Source organism: Endozoicomonas sp. G2_1, assembly GCF_017744155.1.
Taxonomy (GTDB): Bacteria; Pseudomonadota; Gammaproteobacteria; order Enterobacterales; family Alteromonadaceae; genus JAGHQT01.
Map to the genome: position 1 here is coordinate 144,713 of NZ_JAGHQT010000005.1, position 16,710 is coordinate 161,422.

14 protein-coding genes are annotated in these 16,710 nt (G+C 43.0%); 6 read left to right on the forward strand and 8 right to left on the reverse strand.

Going from position 1 to position 16,710, the window contains the following annotated elements:
- Positions 1–87 precede the first annotated feature (87 nt).
- Complete coding sequence (locus J7384_RS08570; RefSeq protein WP_209113042.1) at positions 88–1,212, forward strand: cobalamin-independent methionine synthase II family protein; 1,125 nt, start codon at positions 88–90, stop codon at positions 1,210–1,212.
- On the opposite strand, the gene J7384_RS08575 is transcribed toward J7384_RS08570, so the two are convergent.
- From J7384_RS08575 to J7384_RS08590, 4 genes are all read right to left on the reverse strand, one after another.
- The gene (locus tag J7384_RS08575) at positions 1,209–2,105 is read right to left on the reverse strand and encodes an amidohydrolase family protein (protein ID WP_209113044.1); all 897 of its coding nucleotides are present in this window, start codon (positions 2,103–2,105) and stop codon (positions 1,209–1,211) included. The two genes, J7384_RS08570 and J7384_RS08575, sit on opposite strands and share 4 nt — an antisense overlap.
- The gene (locus tag J7384_RS08580; RefSeq protein WP_209113046.1) at positions 2,089–2,919 is read right to left on the reverse strand and encodes a hypothetical protein; all 831 of its coding nucleotides are present in this window, start codon (positions 2,917–2,919) and stop codon (positions 2,089–2,091) included. The genes J7384_RS08575 and J7384_RS08580 overlap by 17 nt, the downstream gene beginning before the upstream one ends.
- Positions 2,912–4,027 carry a nuclear transport factor 2 family protein gene (locus J7384_RS08585; protein ID WP_209113048.1) on the reverse strand — a complete coding sequence of 372 codons (1,116 nt, stop codon included), beginning with the start codon at positions 4,025–4,027 and terminating at the stop codon, positions 2,912–2,914. Before J7384_RS08585 ends, J7384_RS08580 begins: the two co-directional genes overlap by 8 nt.
- Positions 4,028–4,122: 95 nt before the next feature.
- The gene (locus J7384_RS08590) at positions 4,123–5,733 is read right to left on the reverse strand and encodes a sodium/solute symporter (protein ID WP_209113050.1); all 1,611 of its coding nucleotides are present in this window, start codon (positions 5,731–5,733) and stop codon (positions 4,123–4,125) included.
- A gap of 198 nt (positions 5,734–5,931) precedes the next feature.
- Here J7384_RS08590 and J7384_RS08595 point away from each other — a divergent pair, with 198 nt between their 5' ends.
- The gene (locus J7384_RS08595; RefSeq protein WP_209113052.1) at positions 5,932–6,942 is read left to right on the forward strand and encodes a nuclear transport factor 2 family protein; all 1,011 of its coding nucleotides are present in this window, start codon (positions 5,932–5,934) and stop codon (positions 6,940–6,942) included.
- 87 nt (positions 6,943–7,029) lie between these two features.
- Here the strand turns inward: J7384_RS08595 and J7384_RS08600 are convergent, their stop codons facing one another.
- The 4 genes from J7384_RS08600 to hisD are packed head-to-tail and all read right to left on the reverse strand — an operon-like array spanning position 7,030 to position 10,802.
- The gene (locus J7384_RS08600; RefSeq protein WP_209113054.1) at positions 7,030–7,800 is read right to left on the reverse strand and encodes an aldolase/citrate lyase family protein; all 771 of its coding nucleotides are present in this window, start codon (positions 7,798–7,800) and stop codon (positions 7,030–7,032) included.
- Positions 7,800–8,534: an alpha/beta hydrolase gene (locus J7384_RS08605; protein ID WP_209113056.1), complete on the reverse strand. Its 735-nt coding sequence runs from the start codon at positions 8,532–8,534 to the stop codon at positions 7,800–7,802. Before J7384_RS08605 ends, J7384_RS08600 begins: the two co-directional genes overlap by 1 nt.
- On the reverse strand, positions 8,503–9,513 hold the full coding sequence (locus tag J7384_RS08610; protein WP_209113058.1) for a LacI family DNA-binding transcriptional regulator: 1,011 nt from the start codon (positions 9,511–9,513) through the stop codon (positions 8,503–8,505). The genes J7384_RS08605 and J7384_RS08610 overlap by 32 nt, the downstream gene beginning before the upstream one ends.
- A gap of 11 nt (positions 9,514–9,524) precedes the next feature.
- Positions 9,525–10,802 (reverse strand): histidinol dehydrogenase, encoded by a 1,278-nt coding sequence (gene hisD / locus J7384_RS08615; RefSeq protein WP_209113060.1) that lies wholly within the window; start codon positions 10,800–10,802, stop codon positions 9,525–9,527.
- Positions 10,803–10,931: 129 nt separating this feature from the next.
- Between hisD and J7384_RS08620 the strand changes: the two genes are divergently transcribed.
- From J7384_RS08620 to J7384_RS08635, 4 genes are all read left to right on the forward strand, one after another.
- Positions 10,932–11,672, forward strand: a complete 741-nt coding sequence (locus tag J7384_RS08620; protein WP_209113062.1) for an SDR family oxidoreductase — start codon at positions 10,932–10,934, stop codon at positions 11,670–11,672.
- Between the two features lie 25 nt (positions 11,673–11,697).
- Positions 11,698–12,696, forward strand: a complete 999-nt coding sequence (locus J7384_RS08625; protein WP_209113064.1) for a cupin domain-containing protein — start codon at positions 11,698–11,700, stop codon at positions 12,694–12,696.
- A gap of 174 nt (positions 12,697–12,870) precedes the next feature.
- On the forward strand, positions 12,871–14,952 hold the full coding sequence (locus tag J7384_RS08630) for a CapA family protein (protein WP_209113066.1): 2,082 nt from the start codon (positions 12,871–12,873) through the stop codon (positions 14,950–14,952).
- A gap of 157 nt (positions 14,953–15,109) precedes the next feature.
- Positions 15,110–16,678 carry an ABC transporter substrate-binding protein gene (locus J7384_RS08635; RefSeq protein ID WP_209113068.1) on the forward strand — a complete coding sequence of 523 codons (1,569 nt, stop codon included), beginning with the start codon at positions 15,110–15,112 and terminating at the stop codon, positions 16,676–16,678.
- The last annotated feature ends 32 nt before the right edge of the window (positions 16,679–16,710 follow it).

Sequence of the window (16,710 nt, forward strand, 5' to 3'; positions counted from 1 at the left end):
TTATATATCCTATTTTTTTGACTTCAAAGTCTTATTGTGGCTCAATTTGAATTGAGCTTTAGGTCTGGGTAATTGAGGAAATTTGGCATGGTGAAAGTCACTCACGTGGGGAGTTTACCCCGTTCACAGCAAGTTGTTGATTTCTTGTTTAGTAGAGAAAATCAACAAAGTTACGATCAAGCGGCATTTGACCAATGTATGGCAGACGCTGTTGATGATGTTGTTGCTAAGCAAGTTGCTGCTGGCGTTAATATCGTCAGTGATGGCGAGATCTCAAAGATTTCATATGCGACTTATGTTAAAGATCGCTATACCGGCTTTTCAGGTGATAGCGAACGCAACGCTCCCGCAGATTTGAAAATGTTCCCAAGCTTTTTAGAGCGCATTGCGAAATCTGGTGGTACACCACAGTATGCTCGCCCCATGTGTACTGGCGAAGTACGCAGCAAAGGTGGCAATGAGCTTGAATTAGATATCGCGAATCTCAAAGCGGCGATGACTAAACACGGTGTTAGCGAAGGCTTTATTAGCGCGGCGTCACCGGGTGTTATTTCCCTGTTTCTGCAAAACCAATTTTATTCAACCCGAGAAGCATACTTGGCGGCGTTGGCAGAAGCAATGAAGCAAGAGTACGAAACCATTGTCAACAGTGGTTTGATGTTGCAACTCGATTGCCCTGATTTAGCGCTTTCTCGACATATGCTGTTTGCCGATTTGTCGGATCAGGAGTTTGTTAAAATTGCTCAGGCCAATGTCGATGCACTTAATTATGCTTTGAGCAATATACCTTCTGATCGAGTGCGAGTGCACATTTGTTGGGGAAACTATGAAGGTCCTCATTGTTGCGACATCGAAATGGATCAAATCTTTAGCACCTTGATGTCTGTAGATGCTGATTACTTGTTATTCGAAACATCCAACCCAAGGCATGGTCACGACTGGCAAACCTTTGCTGAGCGTCGCGCTGAGATTCCAGACAACAAAATTCTAGTGCCAGGTGTTGTCGATACCACCAGTAACTTTATTGAGCACCCTAAACTCGTTGCAGAGCGCATTGAGCGCTTTGCCAATATTGTTGGTAAAGACCGAGTGGTTGCAGGCTCTGATTGCGGCTTTGGCACTTTTGCTGGCTTTGGTGCTATCGATCCAGCTATAGCTTATGAAAAGCTTTCAGCTATCGCTAAAGGTGCCAAAATCGTCAATGGCCGCTAGAGCCGATAAAACTCAGTGGCTGTCTGGCTGGTGAGTGAGAGTGCTTCCGACAGGGTGCACTCTGCAATCAGTTGTCGCCAGTGTTCGAACAGTTGCTGGTAGCTCATATAGAGCTTATCAACAGGGAAGTTAGAACCCAACATGCATTTATCAGCGCCAAAAATTTCAACTGCACTATGTGCATAACGCCTAAATCTATCGGCGTGAAAGCCGTGATTGAACATCGCAAAGCCTGAAATTTTGATATAACAATTTGGTAGCTCGGCAAATTGTTGCATTGCTTTTTGCCATCGAATAAAGCCCGCTTGACTTTGGTCCCACGGCGATGCCAAATGACAAATCACTAGTTTTAATTCAGGTAGTTCAGCAAAGGTTTTATAGACAATGTCATACTGCTCCTCAGTGAACTGCAAGTCAAAACTCAGCTGGTGTTGTGCCAAAGCTGCTAGGTTATTGCGCCAAACTTTTGGTTGAAAAACTGGCAGTGTTTTGTTCTCTTCAGGGCTTTTGCCAATAATATCTCTGACACCTCGCACTAAACTGTATTGTTTGTGCTGTTCAATACTCTCAGTGATGTCTACTTGTCGCATATCAATGGCAACGACAGCAGCGCTTGGCAAGCCCGGTTTTTGCTCAGCCATAGATTGGACAAAAGCGGTTTCGTTGAGTTGGTCTTTGGCGGCGCAACCCACTTGAATGTGAACACTTTTACTAATCCGTTGACCGTGGTCTGCTGTGTAATCATCGACTAGGTAATTTTTTCTAATCGGATCGGGTTGCCCGAAAAAGCGCATTTCACCCTTAGCCATTAGCCAAGGGTAATGCACTTTTTTCAAATCCCATAGGTGATGGTGAGCATCAATCCAAATCAGTGAATCAGACGATTGAGGCATTTAAGGCAAACCTTTTTTGCAGAGCTAACCAATCAACTTGAATGCGTTCACTGGTGATGACACCATCGTCAGATAGTGACACAAAACTCATCAATGGGATGCGAATGCGCTTTATCTCACCATTATCAATAAAGTCGCCGTCGATACACCAAGTGCTGGCAAAACTGTTGTTTTGTTCATCAAAAATGATGTGCTGCAACTGACAGTAGCTGCGATTGAGTTGATTACTGAGCTTGATACGGAAATTTCTTATTTGTTCAATGCCACTAGATTCAGGTAAACCGGCAATTTTAACCACAGCTTGTTGGTCATATAAGGTGCCAAATGACGCCATTTGATTGGCTTGCCAAATGTGCCACCATTGATCTACCACATCGCGATATTGCTCTGGTAATGTGATTAAATCACTGGGCTCGGCGTGAGCACTTTGCGGGTGAAGCTGATGATCAAATTGACTGATCAGCAAAGGGTCTGCATCGGGCAAATTGGCTGATAAACTGGTGGTGTCGACAATCGCGTTAACGCGTTTAATATGCTCGCCATTGTGCTCAAAAAAGAAACCTATGCGGTTGTTTTCACTGTCGTTATTGGCGAGTTCGAAATAAATTGCACTGTGCCCTTTACCTTGCACAACTTGTTTTTCGGCCAGTGGCTTAAAACCCAGTAGAGCAATACTTTGCAGCCATTGCTTTTCAATCTGGGCGTTGCCATACGAAGTAAAATCGTGCTGGCGCCAACTTGAGCTGTGTAAAATAAATGCTCTCAGTTTATCTAAATCACCTTCGGTATATAGTTCCGTTAACGCATCAAACATTAGTCAAACCCTCTGCTGTAGTGGCGATTTCTGCACCTGATTGACGAATTAAGTTAGCAAATAATGCGAGTTCATCGAATACGGTGGTTTCTTGAATTATTTTGTTGTCTCTTACTCTCAAATGTGAAGCCCCCAACACGAAAAACTCCTGACCTTTTAACTGTGCCAAACGGCTTGACGCCGGGTTGTAGTGGCCGGCAATCGACCAACGTACGGCGATGTCTGTGGTTTCATCGTCAAATGGTACAACCGCTAAATGGTCAACAGTCATTTTGGCATCTGGACATTGGGCTAACCATTGAATCAAGGTACCTGATATTTGTGCGACGCCAGTTGCTTGTCTGCCGCCTGGCCATTGCTGTGCCGCAGCCAGTGAATAAAAGTTAGCAAGCTTCGAGAATTGCTTTTGATTGAAAATAGTCTGAACCCAAGCGTCAACAAAACTCTCTGGCGACCAATTGTTTTGGTCGAGTACTGCTTCTTCTCTGTGCTCAACCTCAAGCACACGGGTAAACTCTTCGTTCAGCCACTTAGTGAAGGTTGGGTGCGGCGTTAATTTGGCGAGGCCAATCGCAACATCGATGGGGTCGAGGCCAAGTTGCTTAACCAAGAAGCTGTTATCGCGAACTAGCCACTCTTTAATAATTTTATTTTCAAAACAGACACAATCGGCAATGGTTGTAACTCGACCCGTTTTGTTGGTTGCTGGGCCAAACTCTGATTGGCCAGTATTGGTCATAATACTGGTGATTAAGTGTGACGAGTAATAAACATCGTCATCGTTTTCTCGCCATATTACGTTTTCGCCAATTAAGCTGCGGTCGGGAAATGCTGAAATGGTTTTTAGGGTGTTTTGGACAACTTGCTCAACACACTCTGAGTAGCCGCCTAAGGTATAAACAGGGCAGATGTCACTGTAGTAGCGATAGCAAAGCCCGACGTTCTTTTGCTCCCAAATACGGTGGGTTATACGAATGATGTAGTCAACTAAGTCGACGAACTCTTCATCGAAGCCCGCCAATTTTTGTTGCTTTGTCGTTGACGGATTAAGCAGCTTTTCTAGCGGTTGCCAATATGTTTGCGTAATAGCCGATTGTGTTTTTTGCATGTTAGCTTCCTACAGAGATATCGTTATTATAATTCCAGTGAATTCGAAGTCAAAATCGGCGAGGTTATCGAGAAGCTAACCTCGCTGTGTTTTGACTAAACTAGCGACTCGAAGGTCAGCATAAGTACTAGCGTGAATGTAAAGAACGCGAGTAAGGCGTAGTTGATCTTGTCGAACTTACCCGGTACCCGGTACCAACCATGTTCTTTTTCGTCTAAACCTGATGAAGCGAATTGTTCTAACTGGCCTTTGATTGTGTAAGGCGAATATTCTTGCTGGCGACCCGTTATAACAAGGCTGGCGATAATACTGCAGCTAACACTGACGATTAAACCAATGGCACAGTACCAAGGCCAGGCAACGTCGGTGTAAACAGCGGTTAAGGCGACAGCGATAAACGAGCAAGCAGTACCAACTAATAAGCCTTTCTCTGACGTGTGTTTTGAAAAGAAGCCGAGTGTAAACATACCTAGCTGAGCGCCAACAAAGAAAGAACCGACTTTACTCAATATTTCGAGAATAGAGCCTTCGCTGTGTAAGTGATACATAATTGCCGGCAACACGATGACAACAGCCCAACCAAAGGTGAAATAGCGAGTCGCCTTTAGGTAGTGGCCTTCGTCTTTGTCTTTGGCAAAGTATTTTTTGTAGAAGTCTAAGGTTGAGATTGTTGATAACGAATTAAGTGCTGAATCTAAGCTCGACATTGACGCTGCCATAACCGCTGCGGCAATAATCCCCATCAAGCCAGGTAATCCGTAATCAGCGGCGAACTGTAGAATGATCAGGTTGTCGTTTTCAAATGGTTTTCCGTCGTAGTAGTTGTAGAACAACACACCCATAAAAATAAAGAATAGGTAAATGAAAAACGCGAGGAAACCCATTAATAAGTATGACTTTTTGGCGTCGCCAATGGTTTTAGCTGCTAACGTGCGTTGAACCATCATTTGGTTGGTACCGTAAACGGTAACATGATAAAGCGACATCGCAATAACACCAGACCACACCGTTGATACTTCATTGAGCTCAAAGGAGAAGTTAAGCGGATCGAGTTTACCTTGATCTTTCAACGCGGTTAGAGTTTCTGACATTGGTAAACTCAGGTTATCAATTAGCGCATACATGATAATGCCGGCACCAATAAAAAGTATTGCCGACTGAATAACGTCGGTCCAAATTACCGCAGTAATACCGCCGAGCATGGTGTAAATTAAGGCAATAATAGTGACTAAGATAATCGCGGTAACAACCGGGACATCAACAATAAACGCGAGTACTAACGAGGTTGCATACAATACTGCGGCAGAACTCATGGTTTGTGAAATCAACCAAATTGCTGATACTAAACCGCGCGCCTTTTTACCAAAGCGGCGTTCTTGGTACTCGTAAATTGACGCGACACCTGCGTTGTAGAAAAACGGAAAAAACAAACAGACAACAGCGACGATAACAAGCGGGTAATTGAGGTGAATGGCGATAACTGAAAGGCCTTCTTTATAGGCCCATGCCGGGGCTCCTAAAAAGGTTAACGCACTGACGTAGGTAGCAATAACCGATATGCCAATAGCCCACCATGGGGTATTTTTTCTGCCGACGTAAAAGTCATTGGCAGAGGTTATATTTTTACTTATTACCACACCTAATATTAGATTAGCGATAATATAAGTGATTAAGATGCTCCAGTTTAGCAGGCCAAATTCAATCATATTGCTTATTACCTTATCTCGCTGAGGTCAGCGTATTTATTATATTTTACTAAGCTTGAACGAAGCTGTTTGACTTCGAAGTCATCTAAACATAGCATTGTTTATTAAAGAATGGAAGCTGGTTAAATTAAAGTCGTTAACTTTTGCTAACGACTAAAAATCAAAACGACATAACAAAATATAGGTAAGGGGTGTTAAGTGAGTGGGTATCAAGATGAAAAGGCAATAGTTAGAGAGTTTTACCAAGCGATTAGCGAGGCCGATGAGGATTCTATTTTAAGTGTTATTCAGCGCTATACTGCTGATGACTATCAATTCTATGGTGTTTATCCATTTAATGAATTGACCGGTGCTGAGCAAGTTGTCGAGGTCTTTTGGAAGCCTTTATTGAAGTCATTTAAGCAGATGCAGCGTCGGGAAGATGTTTTTATGGCGGGTAAAAATGGCTCTGATGATAAACCTTGGGTCACCAGTATGGGGCACTTTATGGGGTTGTTTGACGCCGATTGGCTTGGTATTCCCAAGTCTCGTAAGGTCGCAATGTTGCGCTATGCTGACTTCAACTGCGTTGAAAATGGCAAAATTACCAAAACAGGTTTTTTCTGTGACATTCTGCAATTAATGGGGCAAGTAGGTATTAGTCCGTTACCATTGGAAACCGGCCATACGTTTGTTTATCCGGGGCCGCGAACTCACGATGGTATTTTACTAGAACAACACCCAGAGTCTGAAGCTGAGTTCACATTAGCCTTATTAGAAAAATTCATTAATGATCTTGCCGAGTTAAATGTTACCGCCAACGATAATTACCCACCGGAATTATTAGCCAAGAGCTGGCACGACGACATGGTCTGGTATGGCCCTGCGGGCATCGGTGCGAGTTATACCATTCCGCGTTATCAAGAGCAGCATTCATACCCGTTTAGGCAAGGGCTAAAAGATAAGGTATTTAATGGTCATATTGCTCGCTTTGCTGAAGGTAATTATGCTTGTTTCTTTGGTTGGCCAAACTTAACGAACACACCCAAAGGAGGCTTTTTAGGGCTGCCGGGCGGTAATGTTAAAGCAGATATGCGAGTGGTTGATGTCTATCGCCGTGAAGGTGATAAGCTGGCTGAGAACTGGGTGATTATTGATTTGCTGTACTGGTTGAAACAGCAAGGCGCAGACGTGTTGGCTCGAACTAAGAGTATTGTTAATCCCGATTGATACGATAGTTTCAGTATCAAAATTAAGGCAGATAACCCAGTTATATAAAGCTGCTTATCTGCCTTACATCATTAAACATAAACGTGTTTATGTTGTGACTTTACTTTGCGCCTGTTCAAATTGGCTTTTTAATGCTTTTGCACCCGTAAGCATAAAGCTGTGATCTGATGCCAATAAAAATAGCGATACCCCTTGTTTCAGCCAATGTGGCAGCTCTGATAAATCGCTAACAAACATACCAATCGCTTTGTTGTGTGCATTAGCACTGGTGACAATTTGTTGAACTGCTGCTACTACCGATTCTGCTTTCGGGTCTGTTTCACCAAGTGATACTGTTAAGTCCATGCGGCCGATAAAAATACAATCAATTTCATCTATTGCACAAATGCTGTCGATTTCAGCTAATGCATCTAAGTCTTCTATTTGGGCGATAATACAGGTGTTATTTTGGTTGTTGGCTAAGTTGTCACTAATCGTTTTAGTGGTATAGCTGGCAAATCGACTTGACCCTGCATAACCTCGACCGTTGTTGCCATAAAAGCACTTCTTAATTATTGCTTGCGCTTGCTGGCTGGTTTTGATGTGTGGCAATAACAAACCATCGGCACCAACATCTAAGCTGTTTAAAATGTGCTCTGGTGTGTTGTCAGGAATTCTGACGATTACAGGTTTTTGTTGTGATTTTGCCGCAAGTACACAGGTGTCGAGATCGCTGCGATCAAAAGGCGCGTGCTCAGCATCTAAACACAGTAAATCAAGCGGTGAATGAGCCAACACTTCAGTATTGTGATAGTGAGTGGTTTTCACAAAGGTACCAACGAGTGGGGCTCTATTTCTCAAATTAGTTTTTAAATTCATTATGATTCCTCTAGCCAAGCCAACAATAATTGGCTTACCAATTGTCCTCGTTCTAGCGTTGGGAAATGACCGCATCGATCGAGTAAAATTAAATCGCTGTGGTGACAGGCCTCGTGCATGGCGTGTTGATATTCGGCAATACAGAGTTTGTCCTGTTGTCCGGCTAAAATAAGTACTGGCTTAGCGATATTTTCTAGGGCTGATAGGTTGTGCTTTCGCGTTGCTAGTGCGCTTAACTGTGCTTTAAACACCGTTAAACCAAGTTCATTAGCCATTTTTACAACGATGTCTGCGTATGCTTGTTGGTGGCAGTAAAAGTAGTTGGGGAGGTAGCTGTGCTCGATCACACTAAGTAGTGAGTTTTGCTCAGCTTGCGCTATATGAGCTTGCCGAGCTAGGCGCTTTTCCTCAGTATCGGCGTGATAATTTGTACTTAGCAAACACAGTTTAGTGATTAACTCTGGGCAGTGGTTGGCTAGCTCTAAGGCGACAATGCCACCCATAGAAAAACCAATCACGACACCCGGTTGATTAGCCATCGTTTTGACCGTTAAGTTTACTAAACTAGCAATCGATTCCTCAGCGTTAAATGGAACAACAGTTACCTGATAGTTAGCGCGTTCTAATACTGATATTTGTTGTTCAAACATCAAGCCAGTACAAAAGGTACCTGGCAAAATATAAACCTGAGGCTGCATAGTCCTATTGTCTTGGTTTGGTTGAGTTGCCTTCAATAAGCGCACCCGTTAACACTCGAGTCTCAGGTGGAGAGTCGGGGTTGTTGATGCGCTCCATTAGGATATCAACGGCAGCTTTAGTCAGTTGGTCTAGCGGTTGTCTGATGGTAGTTACTTGATAGCTGAACCACGCAGCGGGTGATACGCCGTCAAAGCCAACCACTGAAAGGTCATCTGGCACACTGATTGACATGTGCTCTTTGGCTTCATCGATAACACCAATTGCCATAATGTCATTACTACAAATAACGGCGTCTGGCACACCATTGGCGCCTGTCCACTTGGCAAAAGCTTTACGGCCAGACTCATAACTATAGTCACCGTATACCACAGGGACATTGTCATGACCTAATTGCTTAAGGTATTGGCAGGCAATATCGCGCCTTTCGTTAGCAACGTCTGAATCTGTTGGTCCAGCAATCACTAGGTAAGACTTGTGATTGCCTTCGTGCAAGATGTTGATCAGTTGCTTAATACCTCGCTCATGACTACAGCAAACGCTGTTAACATTGGCATCAGGCACATTGCGGTTGTATAAAACAACGGGTATTTGATGTTGTTCAAGTTGCTCCAAACTGCTTTGTTCAAAATGCGCAGCCAGAGCAATAACGCCGTCAACTTGATAGGTCCAAATATTTTCTAGGAGGCCAGCTAAGTCATCAGCACTATCGAGTGTAAACAACAGCACCCGTTTGTTTTGTTGGGCAATGTACTTATTTAACTGAGATAAAACTTCTGGATAATTGACATTGGCTCGGGAAGAAACAATAACCGCGATCATTCCCGATTGCTGAGTTATCAACATACGCGCTATTGCATTGGGCTTGTAACCCATTTTTTTCGCGGTATCTAGCACCTTGGTTCTGGTCTTTTCAGAAACGCTAAAGCCCGGCCGAAATACGCGCGAAACAGCTGATTGTGAAACGCCCGCTTCGCGGGCAACGTCGTATGAAGTAACTCTTTTCTGCTTAGCCAATGAACTATTCTCTATGATTGTTTGTAACGTCTCACTCGAATATCTGCTTGCTCTTTGTGGCCTGCAAAACCTTCTGCTGCGCAAAGTCGTGAACAGTATTCACCAACCACTAAAGACGCTTCTTTGGTTGCTCGTTGGAAGGTACACGTTTTAATAAACTTACCTACCCAAAGACCACCGGTATATCGAGCCGCTTTTTTGGTTGGCAATGTATGGTTAGTACCAATACATTTGTCGCCGTATGAAACGTTGGTTTCAGGACCTAAAAATAATGCACCAAAGTTTTGCATGTTATCTTTAAAGTAGTCAACGTTTTCCGTCATTACCTGTACGTGTTCAAAGGCAAGTTCATTGGCAACGTCTAACATTTCTTGGTAAGTATCACATACAATTACTTCGCCGTGATTTTCCCAGGCAACTTTTGCGATGTCAGCAGTAGGTAAAATAGTTAACTGACGCTCTACTTCCGCCATCGTGTCTTTTGCTAACTGCTCACTGTTAGTCAATAGAATTGCCGGTGACGTCGGGCCGTGCTCTGCTTGGCCAAGCAAATCTGCCGCACATAACTCACCGTCAACACTGTCGTCAGCAATCACTAAGGTTTCTGTTGGGCCAGCAAACAAGTCGATACCAACACGACCGAATAACTGACGTTTTGCTTCGGCAACAAACGCATTACCCGGGCCAACAATCATATCTACTGGGGCGATGGTTTCGGTACCCACAGCCATTGCCGCAACTGCTTGAACACCACCAAAACAGTAAATTTCATCAGCACCGGCCATGTCCATCGCGACCACGATTTCAGGTGATGGCTTGCCATTAAACGGTGGTGCTGCGGCGATAACGCGTTTTACACCGGCAACTTTAGCGGTTAATACACTCATGTGAGCTGATGCCAATAACGGATATTTACCGCCCGGTACATAACAACCGGCGCTTTCCATTGGGATGTGTTTGTGACCTAAAACAACACCTGGCATGGTTTCAACTTCAACGTCTTTCATTGAATCACGTTGAATTTGTGCAAAGTTACGCACTTGCTTTTGAGCCCATTTGATATCGTCAATGAGTTGTTGGTCTAACTCTTCATAACAAGCGTCAATTTGCTCTCTAGTTAGTTTGAATGACTCCGGATTCCATTTGTCAAATTGGTTAGAGTACTCGCGTACAGCATTGTCACCATTGTCTTCAATGTTCTTGATTATGTTTTGAACTATTTCAACAACTTTCTGATTTTCTTGTTCTTTCTGTTGGCTATTAGCGCCTTTCTTTAGATGTCTGATCATTTTTTCTATTCCTGGCTTATTTTGATTTAGCTCAAAAATAATCATTAAGATTGATTATTTTTCTTGCAACTAAGCAAATCCTAATAAATAATGACTTCGAATGCAATAATCAAATTAACGGATAAAGTTATGGGTTTTAACAAAGACCTTTTACGCCAAAAAACGATATTGATCACAGGTGCAGGTAAAGGCATTGGTAAAGCATGTGTTGAACTTGCAGCCGGGTGCGGCGCTAATGTCATCGCAGTGTCGAGAACTGAGGCTGATTTACTCGCCTTGGTTGATGCCTATCCAGGACAAATTACGCCATGGGTTGCCGACGTTAATTCACCGCAGTTTACTGACAAGCTCAACGGTTTAGAAAAACTCGACGGCCTTATCAATAATGCTGGTATTAACCGCGTTGCTCCGATGTCTGAGCAGAGTGAACAGAATATTGACGATGTTATCGATATGAACATTCGCAGTATCTACAAAGTTACGCAAGCAGCGTTACCTGCGTTAAAGGCTAGTGGCAGTGCCTCAGTGGTTAATATGTCTTCGCAAATGGGGTTTGTTGGTTCACCGGGTAGAACGCTTTACTGCATGAGTAAGCACGCGGTAGAAGGCTTAACTAAATCTCTAGCGGTTGAACTGGCGGAGCAAGGCGTAAGAGTGAATACCGTTGCGCCGACATTTGTTGAAACACCAATGACCTTACCAATGCTGGAAAACCCAGAATTCAAACAATTTGTATTCGACATGATCCCAATGAAACAGTTGGCTCACGTTGATGATGTTGCTAATGCTTGCCTGTTTTTACTCAGTGATTTATCGCGCATGGTAACGGGCACTAGCATTAAAGTTGATGGTGGCTGGACCGCCAGGTAATTATAGAGATAAGTGGATAATCAAAATGAGTTTAGACAATAGATTAGTAAGGTATAGTGAATTAAAACCCTGCACAAATGCATTTATTGATACTCGTTCTCCTGGGAGCGATAAAAAAGAAAACTTTACCGTTATCGGGCCTGGGGTAGCAGAAAATCCAAATCAGCACGTACACATTAGTATTGCCCATGGCTTTAACATTGGTGGCGCCAGGCAACCACCGGGTTGTTTGAACTCACAGCACAGCCATTTAACAGAAGAAGTGTTTGTTGTTCACACGGGCAGTTGGGCATTTATCACAGGTGTTAATGCCGATGATGGCAAAATAATTCTCGAAGAAGGCGACATTATCTCGATCCCGACAGATGTTTTTCGTGGTTTTGAGAATGTTGGCAAAGACTCAGGTTATTTACATGCGGTCTTAGGTGGCGATGATCCTGGCCGTGTTTTGTGGGCACCTAGCGTTTTCGATATGGCGAAAGAGTACGGCCTTATTTTACTTGAAAATGGTAGCTTGGTTGATACAACGTTAGGTGAAACGGTACCCCAAGGCATAGAACCAATGCCTGTTACTAGTGCTGAGCAGATTGCCGAACACCGAGTTATTAGCAGTGAAATGCTAGAAGATATCATTATTCGCAAGAGTGACTTTGCTTGGTCTAACGAGACCAATTTAGCGCAATTTAACGGTGTTACCGAAGCGCCATTAGTTGGTCCTGCTAATGCTCAAGAGGGTATTGAAGCGAGTAAGTTAGGTTGGGATCACGATTTTGTCGTGCGTGCTTTAAAGTTTGAACCTGATGCAACAATTCCAGAGCACAAAAGGTTTGAAGAAGAAGTGCTATTTGTTCACCAAGGTGAGTTAACTATTGAGGTTGATGGTGAAAAATTAACCTTGACGAAAGGCGATAACTTTACAACGCCGATTGGTAGCAAGCGTACTTTTAGCAATCAAGGTGAGCAAACATCTATTGTGTACGTTACCCGTCGCTCTAACCAACCCAAAGAAGCATTCTTTATTTAACAGAGTTTTATTGTTCTTCTGTTTGCCCTTTGGCCGTCGCATTTTCGCGTCGGCCTTTTTTATGTTCATCGAAAAAGATTATAGCCTTTGGTTATGTTTTCGGTTGTTTTTTGAATGCTTGCCCTGTGGCAATAATTATATACTGGCTAGCTCATGGGGTGAGTGAGTATAACAATGAGAAAAACAATTTTTAAAGCAGCCGTTGCTGGTGCGTTGGTATGTATAAGCTACGGGGCATTAGCCGACATTACAATCAAAGGTCGCTTGTTAAACGAAGCAAATAAAGCGATTAAAAGTGCCCGAGTTAGCTTGGGTAATGTTAGTGCAAAAACCGACAGGCGTGGCTATTACCAACTAACTGTCGACGATGCCGATGTTTATCAACTCAATTTCGCTAAAGACGGTTATTATCAGAGTATCCAAACCTTTAGTCATTTTGAACTGACTGAACAAGCGCGAAATGCAAGTGACTCAGTCTCAATAGACGATATTACGCTCGTTGAAAAAGCGAAAGGCAGAGTGATGTTTGCTTTTACCGGTGATGCCATGATGGGACGCCGTTATTACAAACCGGCGTTTGGTGATGCCGTTCTTATCAACGAGCAAACGCGCTTAGCTGACAGTAAAGCGATCGTTGAAAACGTAAAACCGTATTTGAGCTTAGCCGATATTGCGACCACCAACTTGGAAACTCAAGTGTTTGACCAAGTGCCCGGTGATGCGGCGCCAAAATCGATCGCTTTTTTCTCAAAGCCGGAAATTCTAGACGCAGTAAAGTGGGCGGGTATTGATTATGTTACTTTGGGTAACAACCATACCTACGATTACAAGGACTCTGGCCTAGCCGATACATTAAAGCATTTGAGAAAATCTGGTTTGGGCTTTTCAGGTGCTGATCACAATGAAGAAAAAGCACTAAAGGCTTATCAAACCACCTTGAACGGTGTTGATTATGGCATGCTGGGTTACGTTGGCTGGGAAGGTCGCGCAAAGCCAAATCAAGTAGCAGAGCAAGACAAAGGCGGAGCTGCTTTTGGTAACCTTAAGAACATTATCCAATCTGTTGGCGAGCAAGTTGATGCCGGCCGAGTGCCAGTTGTCCAATATCACGGTGGTTATGAATATTCAAACAACCCGAGCGGCTTGACTGAGCAACGTTTAAAAACTGCGATCGATACGGGAGCCGCTGTCGCTATTGCTCATCACCCGCACGTTACCCAAGGTATTGAGCTTTACAATGGTCAGTTGATTGCTTATTCGATGGGCAATTTCGTTTTTGATCAATATATCCCATCAACACCATATAGCTTTATTTTGTATGTTTGGCTTGATGGCGGCAACTTTCATCGTGCCGAGATTGTCCCAGTTTATTTGAAGGGTTATAAGCCAACTCCTGCCACAGGTTTAGAGCGCCACACTACTATGCAACGCATTAGTGCTTTATCAGCACAGCGCAATACCATTATTGGTCGCTCAGGTGGCCACGGCGTGATTGAAGCGAAACAAGGCGAGCAAAAGTCAATGAAGGCCAGTGTTAACTTTGCCAATAACAGTAAAGTTGCGCCCCTATACTTATTGCCTTTCCACCAAGAAATAAGTGAAGTCAACGCGCCCAAAGGGATAAATTATCGCCTTGGCACCAACCTGATGAATGGTAGTGATTTTGAAAGCTTTAACTTTTTTAATAGCCCTGAGCGCAGCTGGTTTTTCGACAGAGCCAACACTGTAGTTAATAGCTATGGTGCCAGCGGCAGTAAAAGCTTAGGTTTGAAAGTTGCTGCTAATCAAGCGAGTGAGGTTGGTTTGCAGCCGTTTCGACGTTTGTTTAAAGGCGATCGACCGACCACTATTCTCGCGAAGTTAAAGACAGACAACGCCGCTAAAGTGAGTTTTTATTGGCAAGGTCGTCGCTTTAGCCAAAAGTTTTATCAAGCGCGCAAAGAAAGTGACTGGAACCTTATCGAATCAGTTGATTTAGCTGGCAGTAATGACTGGCAAGCACTCGAAGTTGATTTTAACTCAGTGCGTTACAACTACCCGAGTAAAGGTTTTAGAGCTTATCGTGTTAAAGCGGTAATTGAACTTGAAAATGGCGCAACTGGTCAAGTTGATATAGACGACTTTGCCGTTGTCGAGTGGCAAAGTTCATTTAGCAACAAAGCCAAACCACTTCACACCAGTGTAGAGTCACCGCAAGCCTCATTTATCGGCATAAATAAGCCGACGACAAAGCCTTTGGTGTTAACCATTAAATAGAATTTCAGTACTTATAGATTAAAAGGCCGATTCATCGGCCTTTTTTGAATGCTCATTCCAGATAAATCAACAGCTTAGCACTCTTTTTTGATTATTTTTGGTCTTGATTGTGCTATTCTTTTACGTGCTAATTAATTCGTAATCGGAATATAAATTAATGAAAGATTTTTGGCTTTGTATGAAATTTGGTTTGTTTGTCGTTATTTTGTTCTTTAACCAAATAACGATGGCAGCGCCTGTTCCTAATTCACACATCAAAGTATATGTTCCTAGCTTACCCTACCTGTACGTATCCCACGCAGTTAATGGCGCTCTACTAAAGCCAGCCAATAACGATAGAAGTTGGGAATATGACTTAGCAGTATCACATCGAAAAATTAGTGACACAATCTATGAGTTTACTCTCAGAAAAGGTGTTGTTTTTCAAGATGGTAGTCCGTTCAATGCCGATGCTGTTATCGAAAATATGTCTTATTTTAAGAAGGCGCCATTTTCTTTTAGTAAATTTAATGAATTTTACGACCGCACTGAAAAAGTAGACGATTATCGAGTCAGGTTCCATTTAAAGGGCAAGTACGGTTCTTTTATCAATGATGTGATTTGGCTTCATTTTTATACCACTGAATACCTAGAAAAATTTGGTTGGAATGGCAAGGCGACTTGTCCAAACTTGGCTGAACCCGGTTTGTATGGTTTGGGGCCTTATATTTTACAAGAAGGTTATATTGAAGGGGATCGTAGTACAGATAAGGCCGTATTGGTCGCTAACCCTAATTATTACGATAAAGACTTGGTGAATGTTGAAAAAGTCACAGTATATACTGCGTTAGATTCTAAAATTGCCTTGGAAGAGATCACTGATAGTGAAGGGCAGTTGGATATTATGCCGGTGCCAGTAACTGAGGTTTCAACAGTAATGACTTCGGCATATTCAAAGTTGGTCAGTGGGCCTTCTAACAATAATATTGCCGTTCACATCAATATGATTACGGGCAACCCTAAGCTCAAGGACAAACGCGTTCGGCTGGCGTTGAATAGAGCATTGAACCAACAAGGCATCATTAAAAACTCTTTTTATGGTTACGCAGAAAGCAAACCTACTTTGGCATCGCCAAACTTTCCCGGTGTTAAGCAAGTAGCCCAAGACTTGAAAGCGTATTCAGAGATAGAACACCCCAATTTGATTCGCAGTGAACTCAAACAAACACTTAGTGGCCTTAAGTTGAAGGTGCTGACTCAAGAGCGGTTTATGTATCTTTGGAAGTCAATTGATCGCGACTTGCGCAAGGTCGGTGTTGAGCTTGAGTTTGATATTACCCAAGACGAAACAACGATTTTTCAGCAGTTATTAAGTACTAATCAAGGTAAAAATACTAAAGATTGGGACCTGCTGGTTTGGGGAGATGATGATTGGTACTTTAATCACCCTTGGTCGGCATTTTTTGTTTATAAAACCGATACGGTTTGGAGCACTATTAGCCCAGACCCGGTAATGAATAAATACATTGATGAAATGTTGACAGAAACTCTCAACACTCCGGCTTCTACCGCTATTATTCGCAAAATTATGCAACGCGCTTATGACAACGCATATATGCTTTTTGTACCTGCCCCAAACAAAGTACTCGCAGTAAACCAAGAAGTTGTTTTTGAGCCATATAAAATGGCAACAATGCCATTGTGGGAAGTCAAAGTAACTGACCAGCATTGGTCAGTGCAAAAATAGTAAAGAATAGATGGACGCATTCAATATTTTAT